The sequence below is a fragment of the Lyngbya aestuarii BL J genome, assembly GCF_000478195.2.
Classification (GTDB): Bacteria; Cyanobacteriota; Cyanobacteriia; order Cyanobacteriales; family Microcoleaceae; genus Capilliphycus; species Capilliphycus aestuarii.
This window is the reverse complement of record NZ_AUZM01000052.1, coordinates 13938-26665: the sequence shown is the minus strand read 5'-3', so window position 1 is coordinate 26665 and position 12728 is coordinate 13938. Positions and strand designations below refer to the sequence as shown.

General features: G+C 40.5%; 10 protein-coding genes. 5 read left to right on the top strand and 5 right to left on the bottom strand.

Going from position 1 to position 12728, the window contains the following annotated elements; translation table 11 throughout:
* The first annotated feature begins 295 nt into the window (after positions 1-295).
* From M595_RS19440 to M595_RS19435, 3 genes are all read left to right on the top strand, one after another.
* Positions 296-892: a DedA family protein gene (locus tag M595_RS19440; RefSeq protein ID WP_040484377.1), complete on the top strand. Its 597-nt coding sequence runs from the start codon at positions 296-298 to the stop codon at positions 890-892.
* Positions 893-1073: 181 nt separating this feature from the next.
* A complete protein-coding gene (locus M595_RS31595; RefSeq protein ID WP_023068107.1) occupies positions 1074-1226 on the top strand; it encodes a hypothetical protein in 153 nt (50 codons plus the stop codon).
* A 203-nt stretch (positions 1227-1429) separates the two neighbouring features.
* Complete coding sequence (locus M595_RS19435; protein ID WP_023068097.1) at positions 1430-3166, top strand: ShlB/FhaC/HecB family hemolysin secretion/activation protein; 1737 nt, start codon at positions 1430-1432, stop codon at positions 3164-3166.
* Positions 3167-3292: 126 nt separating this feature from the next.
* On the opposite strand, the gene M595_RS19430 is transcribed toward M595_RS19435, so the two are convergent.
* Positions 3293-3865, bottom strand: a complete 573-nt coding sequence (locus M595_RS19430; protein WP_083492847.1) for a DUF928 domain-containing protein — start codon at positions 3863-3865, stop codon at positions 3293-3295.
* Positions 3866-4475: 610 nt separating this feature from the next.
* On the opposite strand from M595_RS19430, the gene M595_RS19425 reads away from it, so the two are divergent.
* Positions 4476-4673 carry a cyclic di-GMP-binding domain-containing protein, MshE-related gene (locus tag M595_RS19425; protein WP_023068099.1) on the top strand — a complete coding sequence of 66 codons (198 nt, stop codon included), beginning with the start codon at positions 4476-4478 and terminating at the stop codon, positions 4671-4673.
* Here the strand turns inward: M595_RS19425 and M595_RS19420 are convergent.
* The 4 genes from M595_RS19420 to M595_RS19405 all read right to left on the bottom strand — a co-directional run bounded on the left by M595_RS19420 (position 4670) and on the right by M595_RS19405 (position 9703).
* On the bottom strand, positions 4670-7021 hold the full coding sequence (locus tag M595_RS19420) for a CHASE2 domain-containing protein (protein WP_023068103.1): 2352 nt from the start codon (positions 7019-7021) through the stop codon (positions 4670-4672). The two genes, M595_RS19425 and M595_RS19420, sit on opposite strands and share 4 nt — an antisense overlap.
* Positions 7022-7371: 350 nt before the next feature.
* Positions 7372-8583 (bottom strand): acetate kinase, encoded by a 1212-nt coding sequence (locus tag M595_RS19415; protein WP_023068105.1) that lies wholly within the window; start codon positions 8581-8583, stop codon positions 7372-7374.
* Positions 8580-8906, bottom strand: a complete 327-nt coding sequence (locus tag M595_RS19410; protein WP_023068119.1) for a hypothetical protein — start codon at positions 8904-8906, stop codon at positions 8580-8582. Before M595_RS19410 ends, M595_RS19415 begins: the two co-directional genes overlap by 4 nt.
* A gap of 158 nt (positions 8907-9064) precedes the next feature.
* On the bottom strand, positions 9065-9703 hold the full coding sequence (locus M595_RS19405; RefSeq protein WP_023068134.1) for a histidine phosphatase family protein: 639 nt from the start codon (positions 9701-9703) through the stop codon (positions 9065-9067).
* Between the two features lie 385 nt (positions 9704-10088).
* Here M595_RS19405 and M595_RS19400 point away from each other — a divergent pair, with 385 nt between their 5' ends.
* Positions 10089-12503 (top strand): phosphoketolase family protein, encoded by a 2415-nt coding sequence (locus M595_RS19400; protein WP_023068117.1) that lies wholly within the window; start codon positions 10089-10091, stop codon positions 12501-12503.
* The last annotated feature ends 225 nt before the right edge of the window (positions 12504-12728 follow it).

Here is a 12728-nt window from a genome sequence, read left to right as displayed (position 1 = left end):
AATATTTCCTCTCTTATCTATAATCAGAGTAGCGGTTAGTAATTAAGTATTGATTCAATCTTTGGGTTGATTTACTCTATTTTTATTTCGATTGAAAGAGTCTAAAATTATACGCTGATATTTTTGTCTATCACAAGGAATAGCTTCTCTTTGATGTTTGAGCTTTTGAGCGGAGCGACAATCTCTATCAAAAGGAATAAAATTTTATCTCGAATGTTAGATGTATAGTTTAATCTTTTCATTTAAAATATAATATTAGGCTAATTTATTCTCTCACTGTATCAAGCAAAAATTAATGTTAGACTGGATTACTCAAGGTATTGCGGATTGGGGGTATATGGGAATCGTCCTCCTCATGTTATTAGAAAATATTATTCCTCCGATTCCCTCAGAAGTGATCATGCCCCTGGCTGGCTTTACCATAGCCGAAGGTAAACTTAGCTTTATTGGTGTAATTTTATCAGGTGTAGTGGGTTCAATTTTAGGCGCATTACCCTGGTACTATTTAGGTAAGAATTGGGGAGAAAAGAAATTGAGAAAATGGATTGAGTGGCGAGGTCAGTGGTTAACTCTTTCTGTAGAAGATCTTGAACGTTCTCAAGAATGGTTTAATCGCTATGGAAATTGGGTTGTCCTTTTAGGTCGAGTCATTCCCGGAATTCGCACTTATATTTCCATCCCTGCTGGATTAGAAAATATGCAATTATTTTCTTTTTTAGTTTACTCAACTGTGGGAACAACGCTTTGGATTAGCTTTTTAACTATTATTGGTTATTGGCTTGGAGATAACTACACCTTAGTTAAGCAATTTCTGAGTCCAATTTCTACTCTGGTTATTGTAATTTTATTAATTACCTTTTGCATCTGGTTTTATACACGCAAAAAACGATAGATCTGCCACCAGAGAAGTGAAAGAATACTCATAAAATACGCAGATGTGGATGAAGCAAAAACCGGGCATCGTGAGATTCAGGAATCTCTCGCCTCAAGGCGGAGAGGATGTCAAGCAAGCGATTCGCTACTTCCGTGATGTCTGAGTCAACAAGTCTGTACGCAGGACTCCAAAAATATCTGTGAAGTGGTTTGCCCACAAGGAAGTTGATCACCATGTTGCAGGGGAAACTAACCAACAAGCACAGGAGTTGACAGCAAAAGAACCTCAACATGAACATCACTTACAGGAGTCTATGTTGGAACGTAGCACTGAACAAGTTGAGCATTCTTAATCTGTTCAGCCGATCTGATGATATCCTATCTATAATAGACATTCAGTACCAAGTTAATTTGATTTTGGTACGATTTTTTATGTTTTTTATGAAGATTCAATCCGATTGAAAAAGAGATGATGATTAGGGCTTCATTTTCTGATTCAGAAAAAGTCAAGCTCACGTTAGGATTGATGTATGATTAACTGGGATGTTATTCAAATATGCCTCTCTTTCAATCGGTTTTTGAAATCACAACTTTAGGATACCTATCCTTATCTGAACCCTCTATTTATTCTAGCTTATATCAGAGTAATTTTCAACCCCTGAGAACAGCGAATATTTTGAGTTATGACTCTAGAGAAACAGACTTAAAACCTCAACTCTATAAATTTGCATCATTTGCCCAATATTATCCTTCAGAATCGATAGAACCCGAACCGGAACCCGAACCGATTAAAATTTTCGTTCGTCAAATTGAGGTAACAGGAAGTACAGTTTTTGATGCCGAAGATTTTGATCCGATTGTTAAATCTTTTGAAGGTCGAGAACTCACCCTCGAAGAATTACGACAAGTCGCCGATGAAATTACTCAACTCTATATTAATCGAGGATATATTACTTCTATTGCCAGACCTGTTTCTCAAACCATAGAAAATGGTGTGATCGAAATTCGAGTGACAGAAGGTCGGTTATCTAATATTGAAATCGAAGGAACAAAACGGTTAAATTCGAGTTATATTCGCAGTCGAATTGAGTTGGGTGCCAATGTTCCCTTAAATGTTCAGAAATTAGAGGATCAATTACGGTTACTGAGAATCAATCCTTTATTTAATAACGTTGAAGCCAGTTTACGTCCCGGGGGAGAAGTCGGAGAAAGTATTTTAATCGTCCGAGTTGAGGAGTCTAGACGGTTTTATGGAGGTATCAATATTGATAATTATTCGCCTCCGAGTGTTGGTGGTGAACGAACAGGAATTAGTTTAGGATTTCAGAATATTACTGGACTTGGGGATGAAGTTTCGGCTTCCTATTCTCGTTCAACAACAGGGGGAACAGATGTTTATGATTTTGCTTATCGAGTTCCGATTAATGCTAAAGATGGCACAATTTTATTGCGAGTTTCTCCAAACCGAAATCGAGTCACGCAAGATCCTTTTGAGGAATTGGATATTCGTGGAACTCAAGCCCGTTATGAATTCGCCTATCGTCAACCGATAATTAGAAATCCCCGAGAAGAATTAGCATTATCATTAAGTTTTGCACTTCAAAATGGTCAGACTTTTGTGTTTGAAGATGTACCGCGACCCTTTGTAATTGGCCCTGATGAAGATGGAAATAGCCGAACTCGGGTAATAAAATTGGGTCAAGATTATCTCAAACGAGACTCAGAAGGATCTTGGTCTTTGCGATCGCAATTTAATTTTGGGATTGATGTTTTTGATGCAACCGTGAATGATTCTCCGATTCCAGATAGTCGGTTTTTTAGTTGGTTAGGACAGGTACAACGAGTTCAACTGGTTGATCAAAATAACTTGATTATTGTTCGAGGTGATCTGCAACTTTCGGCGGATAGTTTACTTCCGGCTGAACAGTTTGTGATTGGGGGTGGAAAATCGGTTCGAGGGTATCGACAAAATTTGCGGACTGGGGATAATGGATTTCGTTTTTCGATAGAAGATCGGATTACAGTAAAACGAAATTCTGCGGGTGATCCGATCATACAAATTTCACCCTTTTTTGAGATGGGTTCAGTTTGGAATCAAGTTGATAACCCCAATAAATTACCTCGTCAAACTTTTTTAGTGAGTACAGGTTTTGGGTTTTTATGGGACCCCTTTTTTGGGTTAGATGGACTGAGTTTAAGACTGGATTATGGTTTTCCGTTAGTGGATTTTCGAGATCGAGGTGATAATATTCAAGATGATGGAATTTATTTTAGTATCAATTATCGATTTTAAAGCTAAACTTAGAGTAAGAATGAGTTGAAACCGAATAAACGCATAAAAAAAGGCGTGTAAACACCTCTATATTAAATAAAAACTTAGATTAAATTCTGGGGAATTTTGAGTACGATCCTACTACTTTTATTTTTCTGTTCCTGCGCTTAACTGAACTCGTTTGATTGAACCCTCGACATAAATCGCATCCTGCATATTGACTGCATTAGTTGGGTTACTACAATAAACAATCAATTTCCAGTTATAGCTTTGATTAACTTCTAATTCGCTTAGATTTGATGGTAAATTGATCTGAACCTCCGGAGATAATTGATTCGCCACAAGCTGAGTTTCATAAATCATTTCTCTCTCGGCATTATCTTCCATTAAAACAAATTCAACCGAGTGAATTTTTGTCGATTCAAACGGAATATCAAACTGAAAAGTGGGATGTCCTTCTGGGGTTTCTTGAGGAATATAAGCCAATAAATCTTGTGAATTAATTCCCGATGTACAACTCCCTCTACTGGCTTGTCCAGTTTGAACGCTAGGCTGACCTCTATCGGTATAACTGGTTTTAGACTTGTCAGCTTTAGTCATTGGTTTGATCTGATCACGAGGAGAAGATTCTGCTAAAGCTAAAGTGTTAGAACTCAGTAACATTCCTATACAAAGAAAGGCGGATATCAGGTGTCGATGCTGGAATTTTTGAGAATTCATGGTTGGACTCCAAATCAAAGTCTTCTGTTTGGATAACGAAATCTTGAGTGTGGTCGAGAACTTTAGGTCTGAGTGTTCTTTAGGGGGTTTAAGAGTTCTTTCTAGGAATATGTACCCGATCAGGAGAATGGTAACATAATGTAATAGAGGGTTAAAGTTTTGTCAACAAATCAACTTTAATTTTAAGTGTTAATTTGCCAATTCAGTCAACTCGCTTTACTCCTATAATTTTTAATAGGTTGGAGTTGTTGAGTTTATGCAGTCACAGGAAAGAACCTAAGCCAGATGATCCTAAACTTAGACTGTGTAGCGATATCTTGAGAATTCAACAATATTTATTTTAAATAAAAAACCTGATTGTGGGATTTGAAAGCGGATTTTGGGGTCAATCTGTCTTTCTATTTGTTAGAAAAATACGAGTGTTGTCGTCAAAATGAGTGACTTGACAAATCAATGAACTCTATCAACTATAAATTGAACCTCAGTTATACATTGAAGACTGAGAAGCTGTTTTTTTACTCAACCCTCAAATTTGAATTTTTGTAAAAAAAGTGCATAAGCCTAGAAATTTCAGTCTATGAAGCATATAGGATAACTTGGACTAAAGATTATGAAACTGGGTGAAATTTTATTAAAGAAGAAGCTGATTTCTTCGACTCAACTCGAACAAGCCCTGAACCTTCAGTGTTTGTATTCCGAAAAATTGGGTGAATTGCTGATCAATAAAGGTTGGCTTCAGTCCCACGACCTCGATCAAGCTTTGCGTGAACAACATTGGCGACAACAGGGTTTTTGGGTGATCGATTAATTTTGAGGTTTGAATAGTCGGCGAATTATAATAATCAGGGTAACAGTGGAAATAAAAGCGATCGCAGAGGGAACTAAAGGTATCCAACCGCCAGAAATCCACAAAATAACGAAGCAGCTACTATACAGAAAAATAAAACTTCCCGTAATTGTAAATATCAATTTCTTCGGTGAGTTTAACTTCCAAACTTCAAGCGCCGCCAAACCGGACCAAGCTAAAATCCAAAGCAATTCTATCCATTCAGGCCACCACCAAATTAAAGGGCGTTTATCCTTAACTGCACTAACAATTTGACTGACCATGTGGGCCTGAATAACCACACCGGGAATATCGGGAAAATCCCCTTGACTATAGGGTGTGCGATGGAAATCTTTAAAGGTTTTATCCGTCGTTCCGATCAAAACAATTCGGTCTTTCACTAATTCAGGAGTGAGCCGATTTTCTACTAAAACCTCTGCTAAAGTTAATTGGGGTGCTATCTGCTTTCCTGCGCGATAATTAATCAAAAATTGATATCCTCTAGCATCAATTGAGCGATATCCACCAGAATTTCGTTCTACAGGCTGAAAAATCGCCTCTCCAATTTTGACATTTCCTGATTGGGTGATTTCATCAGTTATTCCTTCATCGGCTAAATAACGCAAAGCTAAACGAAAATTTAAAGAAGTATCCACTTGACATAAAGAATATTGAGGAGAAGCTTGACCAATCAATTGACGTCGGACAATATTATCGGGATCAATTGCTGTATTACTAAATCCTACTCGTTCTCGTAAATTGTCTTTAGGGATTTCTTGAGGAGGTGAAATTCCTGGATTATTGGCATCTTCCCCAATTTTACAGACTCCGATCAGCCGTTCTAAATTTTGCCAATAGTTAATCAATGTTTTATACTCAGATTCAGTCTGCATTTCTCGATAAATATCTAACCCAATTACACGGGGTTCATATTGCATTAACTTCTCAATTAACTGTTCTAAAGCCCGATTAGAAAGTGAGGTTGCTTGACGTTCTTTTGGGGGTTGACTTTGTACATCTGCTCCGGTAATTGTAATTAATAATAGCCGCGAATCCATTCCCTCATCAGGACGCGATCGCATGAATTGATCGAAGGCTTTTAGTTCAAAGGGTTGTAAAATCCCTAAAAAACGGATGGTTATTACCAATAAACTCGCCATAAAACTTGCGCCTGTCAATAAAATAGTCGGAGATAGATTAACTTTGGGTTGGATTTTTTCCGGTTTAATTCCATCTTGCAATTGTCGCCAATTCGGGGCTATGGTTGAGGGATTTTGACAGATTACAGGCAACCAACAAGCACAGGGAAATTGAGTCTCTAAACCTTCTAACTTTTCTCGGGCTTCTCGCACCGCAATATAAAAAGATTTCCCACTAGCAAATGTTGGTAAAAAGTGAGTTAAAAAGGCTTGGGCAACCCCATCGGGAACTGATTCTCGCATCACAATTAATTGGGGAATTTGTAAATCCGCCAGTTGACGGGCTAATCCTAAACCGTCACAAGAGTTGAAAATAGCGAGTTGTAATCCTTGTCTAATTGCTGCTTTCAGTGCATTTTTTAGCTGTTCAATTGAAATTGATTCGTGAGGATTTATTTCTAGTTTACCCGTTGTATCTCCAGCTTGAGAAAAGCTATGTCCGGCAAAAAAGAGAACATCCCATCCCTGTTCATCCCACAGCCAACGATCTAATTCTGGGCGCTGAGGTTCGACTAAAAACACCGTTTCAGTTTGTGGAAGTTGTTGTAAAACTTGGCGATCTGTTTGAACATCAATCCCCTGACTATTTCCTAAAATTGCTAAGAGTCGAACTTTCTTTTTTCGAGAACGAGGTTTAGGAACGGGCGGTTGAAATTGTTGAATACTTAATGCTAATTCTGCATCGGGATAGTCAAGAAAAAAGTTCCATAAATGCCACGGAAAACGACGGAGTTGTGTATCTTCTGTTTGAAGAATGATCCGAATTTGTTCTTCAGGAGAGAGATAGGTTCGCATCTGGCGTTCAATTCGACCAAATGAACCTGAGTTCAACCATTGATTTAAACTTGTTCTTAACTGCTGACAAATTTCCTTAAATTCTGCTTCCGAAACTTGAGTAATTTCCTCATCTTCAAACTCAATTTCTGATTGTCGCCATCCACAAGCGTCATACATCATCGGATATAATAAACGCCATTTTTGATAAAGTTCTAAAAGTTCTAAACCGGGGGGTAAACTTCCTGTCCATTGAGTTTTGAGGCTGCGATTCTGTTCCCACAACTGAGCAACAACCGTTGAAAAACCACTTTCACAGCTTTCTTCACTAAAGTTAATAACAACAGATTGATTCACGTTTTTTCTAGTGTTTTAATTCTAAATTATTGATTCTATTTCTGGATTTAACTTGTAAGGTAACTGAGGGTTATCGTTAATTTAAGTGACTTGACGACTCACGACATAATTCGCCAAGATCATTTTAGACTCGCAAAATCAGGTTATTTCTAGGTTAGCAGGTGAATAGAACTTATACCCCTATGATTACGTTTGATGTCACAAAACTATGCACATCTCCTCAAAGCAGGTTACTTTACCTGAGACAATAAAATACAAAGATACCCAGAAAGTTGATCTTCGTGGTGAGTTTTTCTGGCTGTCAGTTATGGATGAAGATTTCGTGTTAATAATTAATCGTTTTATATTTTTTAGTGCATCATCTGCCAACATTCTGATGCAATTGCCCAATCTTCTTCGGTGTGAATTACGAATACTTTGACTTGAGAATCTTCTGTTGCAATGTCGGTATCAATGGGAGATTTTGCATCTTTTTCGACATCAATTTTCAAGCCTAAAAATTCAAATCCTGCACAGGCTGCTTCTCGCACGGGGGCGGAATGTTCTCCAATTCCTGCTGAAAACACCAGTGCATCTAAGCGGGTAATATTTCCTAACATTGAACCAATAGAAGTTTTTAGGTGATGAATAAACATCTCAAAAGCAAGCTTTGCCCGATCATCCCCTTTTTCTATCTGTTCTAGTACATAACGCATATCGCTTGATTTTCCAGTAATGCCTTTTATACCCGATTCTTTATTCAATAATTGATCTAATTGCTCGGCATTAAACCCCTGATTTCGCATCAAATAAATTAAAATGGCTGGATCAATTGAACCGCTACGAGTTCCCATCATTAATCCTTCTAACGGAGTAAATCCCATTGTGGTATCTACACTGATTCCATCTCGAATTGCAGCTAAAGAACAACCATTGCCTAAATGACAAGTAATAAGCTGTAGAGACTCTAAAGGTTTATCTAACAATTGTGCAGCCCGTTGGGCGCAATATTTGTGACTGGTTCCATGAAATCCATAACGACGAATTCCCTGTTCAAACCATTCATAGGGAATGGGATAAACGGCAGAAGATCGGGGCATTTTACTATGAAAAGCCGTGTCAAACACTGCCACTTGCGGAACATCTGCTAACACCCGTTCAATCGCTTCTATTCCTTCTAAATGTGCCGGATTATGATTGGGGGCGAGGGTAATTAAACGCTCAATTTCGGCTTTAACTTCAGAAGTAATGCGGGTGGCTTCACAATAGTCTGAACCGCCATGTACAACCCGATGACCTACAACATCAATTTCCGACAATTGATCGATAACTTGAGTTTCCCCTTGAGTCAAAGTTTCCAACACTTTAGAAATTCCTTCAACCCGTTGATTGGGGTCTAACTTGATTTCCTGTTTAGTATTATTAGCCTTGACTTTCAAGGTGCCGAAATCATTCGATGCTGTCCAATCAATACTGGCTTCCCAGATCGGTTCAGGATGTTGCTGAGGAAGTATATTTCCCTCAATATTATATAAACTACTTTTTTGAGAACTAGAACCTGCATTAAGTACGAGGATTTTCATGGTTCTGTTGAATGATGGATCTTATAAATTTCATCGTCCAACTCCAGATCAACAACAACTCCTTTTGCGTGTAACAATCGATTGGCTGCGGATAGAGAATCACTTAAAGTTCCCATATAAGCGGCTTGTTCACCCAATTGTTGTAATTTTTCTCTGAGTTGTTCAAGTTTACGTTCATCTTCGACCGTTTCCATTGAACTCAAAACTCTACCTTTCTCGATTTCATAATAATCTAAGAAATCTCTGAAATAAGTATGTAACTTAGCAACTAATAGAGAAGGAGAATAGCTATCAACATTAAGTTGGGGTTTACTGTCTACCATTGATTTGGACGCTCAATAAAAGGTTCGCGCCTAATACTATAACAGACCTAATCGAGTAGGGGAAGCTAAATCAGTTTGCAGTAAGCAGTCACCATTCACCAGTGAAAATAGTTATCAGATATTATCTCACTAGCAAACCTGTCCCCTGTTCACTGACATTACCCTCCGACCACTGAACGCAGATCGGGATCTAAATGAGAACGATCCGCTAAACAGTGCATTAATGGCCCGTGTGCTGCCATTTCAATGATGCTAACTCCCCCAACAGGCAGGGCGAGGCGATCGCGAAAACGGCCAACATCAATTCCCAATGCGCGACACAACATAATGCGAATGGTGGCTTTGTGAGCAACAACCAAAACATTCCCAGTGGAGTGCTGGGCTTCTATTTCTTGAATGACGACAGAAGATCGTCGAGACACATCAATTCCCTTTTCGCCGCCAGTCGGTGCATTCCAACCCGGATCGGTTAACCAACGAACATAGTCATCGTGATATTTTTCGTTAACGGTTTCTGGACGTTCACCTTCCCATTTACCATAGTATAATTCTTTGAGTCCGTCTCGTAGTTCCATCTTTAAACCGATAGCATCACACAAGGGTTTTGCCGTTGCGATTGTGCGTTTCATGGGACTAACATAGGCAGCAGTCCAGGGTAAATTACGATAAGCCTCAGCAAACTGTTGTGCCATGATTTCACCTTCCGGCGTGAGTTCGGGGTTGAGTTCGCCACAGTAACCGCCTGTTTTACTATGAACGGTTTCCCCATGTCGCCAAAAATAGAGCTTTAAAGTCATAAAAATATTATGGATGCTGAAATTGATCTAGACAACCGCGATCAGTTTAACAATACGCTTAAAGATAGCAAGATTTAGAGAATTAATTTTTAAAATAATATTAAATTGAGGTTAAACATTAATAATCTCTTGCTACAACATAAAGAAAATTGAAAAACCTTGCGATTTGTTACAACTTGAACTTTAATTGATCTTGATAAGGCGATCAAAGTCTAAATACCAGTTGAATCAATCAACAACCTTAGTGCTGGTGCTGTGGGATATCTAACTTTTAACTGATGATCTACAAATAGCAATTTGAAAGAATGAGATCCTACGACGCCTAAGTTTCCTCGATAAGTAAAACCCATCTAAACAGATAAACAACTCAAGGAATAAGGACATTATGGTAACAGCACCAAACATCCCTACAGAAATCACCAATCCACTCAACGATGATGAGTTGCGAAAGACCCAGGCTTACTGGAATGCTTGTCATTACATAGCATTGGGCATGATCTATCTGATGGAGAATCCTCTGCTGAAGGAACCTCTCAGACCCGAACATACCAAACCGCGTTTATTGGGTCACTGGGGAGCCAGTACCGCTCTGAGCTTCATCTATATCCATCTCAACCGCCTGATCAAAAAATACGATCTCGATGTGATTTTAATGGCAGGCCCCGGTCATGGTGCGCCCGGAATATTAGCCCCCGCCTACCTAGAAGGAACCTATTCTGAGGTCTATCCCGACAAGAGTGAAGACGAAGAAGGGCTGCAAAAATTCTTCAAGCAGTTTTCCTTCCCCGGCCACATTGGAAGCCACTGCACCCCAGAAACACCCGGTTCCATTCACGAAGGCGGAGAGCTAGGCTATAGCCTTTCCCATGCTTACGGCGCTGCTTTTGATAACCCTGACTTAATTGTCACTGCTGTTGTCGGAGATGGAGAAGCCGAAACCGGGCCACTGGCAACCGCTTGGCACTCCAACAAATTCCTCAACCCTGTTCGTGATGGTGCCGTTCTCCCTATCCTCAACCTGAACGGATACAAAATCGCTAACCCGACTATTTTGGCTCGGATTTCCGCTGAAGAACTCGAAAGCCTGTTTGTCGGTTATGGTTACACGCCCTACGTGGTTGAACACGTTGATGGAGATGATGCCAGTATCACCCATCAAAAAATGGCCGCCACCATGGAACATTGCGTTAATCAAATTCGTTCCATCCAAGAAGAAGCTCGTCGTACCGGAGAAGCCAAACGCCCTCGTTGGCCGATGATTATTCTCCGCACTCCCAAAGGTTGGACAGCCCCCAAAGAAATTGATGGTCATAAAGTCGAAGGCTTCTGGCGGGCGCACCAAGTTCCCATGTCCGATGTCGGCAAAAATAAAGAACATCTGCGGGTTCTAGAAGATTGGTTACTCAGCTACAAACCCGATCAACTGTTCGATGAAAACGGCAAATTGAAATCTGAACTCAAAGAACTCGCACCCACTGGACAGCGCCGAATTAGTGCGAACCTTCACGCCAATGGCGGGATGTTGCGGAAAGACCTAAAAATGCCAGATTTCCGGAAATATGGCGTAGAAGTGCGTGATCCCGGACGGTCAGAAGCGGGAAACACCGGAATTTTAGGTGAATTCCTCCGGGATGTCATGCGGAACAACATGACCAATTTCCGAGTCTTTGGCCCCGATGAAACGGCTTCCAACCGTCTACAAGCCATCTACGAAGTCAGTAAAAAAACCTGGTTGGCAGACTTCAAAGAAGAAGATCTCGATGGGAGCCAACTCTCTCCCGATGGTCGCGTCATGGAGATGTTGAGTGAACATACCCTCATCGGTTGGCTAGAAGGCTATATCCTCACCGGACGTCATGGCTTCTTCCATACCTACGAAGCCTTTGCTCATGTGATCGACTCCATGTTCAACCAACACGCCAAATGGTTGGATATTTCCAAAGAAGTGCCTTGGCGAGCGCCGATTTCTTCGTGGAATATTTTGTTATCTTCGACGGTTTGGCGTCAAGACCATAACGGCTTCTCTCACCAAGATCCGGGTTTTGTTGATCTCGTTACCAATAAGAGTGCCAGTGTGACTCGGATTTACTTCCCACCCGATGTCAACTGTTTACTCTCAGTTGCAAATCACTGTCTCCGCAGTAAAGATTATGTCAACGTGATTGTGGCTGACAAACAAAAGCACCTGCAATACCTCAACATGGAGGATGCTGTCAAACACTGCACGAAAGGAATTGGGATTTGGGATTGGGCCAGTAACGATGATCGAGGCGTAGAACCCGATATTCCCGATGTTGTCATGGCCAGTTGTGGAGATATCACCACCCGCGAAGCCTTAGCCGCAACTGCCATTATGCGCGAGGAGTTTCCTGAACTGCGTATCCGCTTTGTTAACGTTGTGGATCTGTTCAAACTTCAGTCGGAGTCAGAACACCCTCACGGCTTATCTGACCGGGATTTTGACACTCTGTTTACTCCCGACAAACCCGTGATCTTTAACTTCCACGGCTATCCCTGGTTAATTCACAAATTGGCTTATCGTCGCACCAACCAAGAACGAATTCATGTTCGCGGTTACAAAGAAAAAGGGAACATCAACACTCCCATGGAACTGGCGATTAAAAACCAAATTGACCGCTTTAACCTGGTAATTGACGTGATTGATCGCGTTCCCAAACTGGGTTCTGCTGCGGCTCACGTGAAAGAACGAATGAAAAACGCCATTATCGAAAACCTCAACTACGCTTTTGAAAACGGTAAAGACAAGGAAGATGTCGATAACTGGAAGTGGCCTTATTAATTTAGGAAACAGGGAATAGGCAAGAGCTCATATGGCAAAAGCGCTTGCCTTGCGGCGGGCGCGGAATAGTCGCTCTGGAAGTTCGCAATCTTAGCAAAGTTTGCAATCTTAGGCAATAGGCAATAGGCAATAGGGAATAGGGAACAGGGAAAATTCATAATTCATAATTCATAATTCATCACTCCCCACCTCCCCACTTCCCCACCTCCCCACCTCACCACCTCC

Excerpts from the sequence above, each read along its gene's own strand:
- M595_RS19425 (WP_023068099.1), top strand. The coding sequence starts at position 4,476 with ATGAAACTGGGTGAAATTTTATTAAAGAAGAAGCTGATTTCTTCGACT.
- M595_RS19430 (WP_083492847.1), bottom strand. The coding sequence starts at position 3,865 with ATGAATTCTCAAAAATTCCAGCATCGACACCTGATATCCGCCTTTCTT.
- M595_RS19410 (WP_023068119.1), bottom strand. The coding sequence starts at position 8,906 with ATGGTAGACAGTAAACCCCAACTTAATGTTGATAGCTATTCTCCTTCT.
- M595_RS19405 (WP_023068134.1), bottom strand. The coding sequence starts at position 9,703 with ATGACTTTAAAGCTCTATTTTTGGCGACATGGGGAAACCGTTCATAGT.
- M595_RS19400 (WP_023068117.1), top strand. The coding sequence starts at position 10,089 with ATGGTAACAGCACCAAACATCCCTACAGAAATCACCAATCCACTCAAC.
- M595_RS19435 (WP_023068097.1), top strand. The coding sequence starts at position 1,430 with ATGCCTCTCTTTCAATCGGTTTTTGAAATCACAACTTTAGGATACCTA.
- M595_RS19440 (WP_040484377.1), top strand. The coding sequence starts at position 296 with ATGTTAGACTGGATTACTCAAGGTATTGCGGATTGGGGGTATATGGGA.
- M595_RS19415 (WP_023068105.1), bottom strand. The coding sequence starts at position 8,583 with ATGAAAATCCTCGTACTTAATGCAGGTTCTAGTTCTCAAAAAAGTAGT.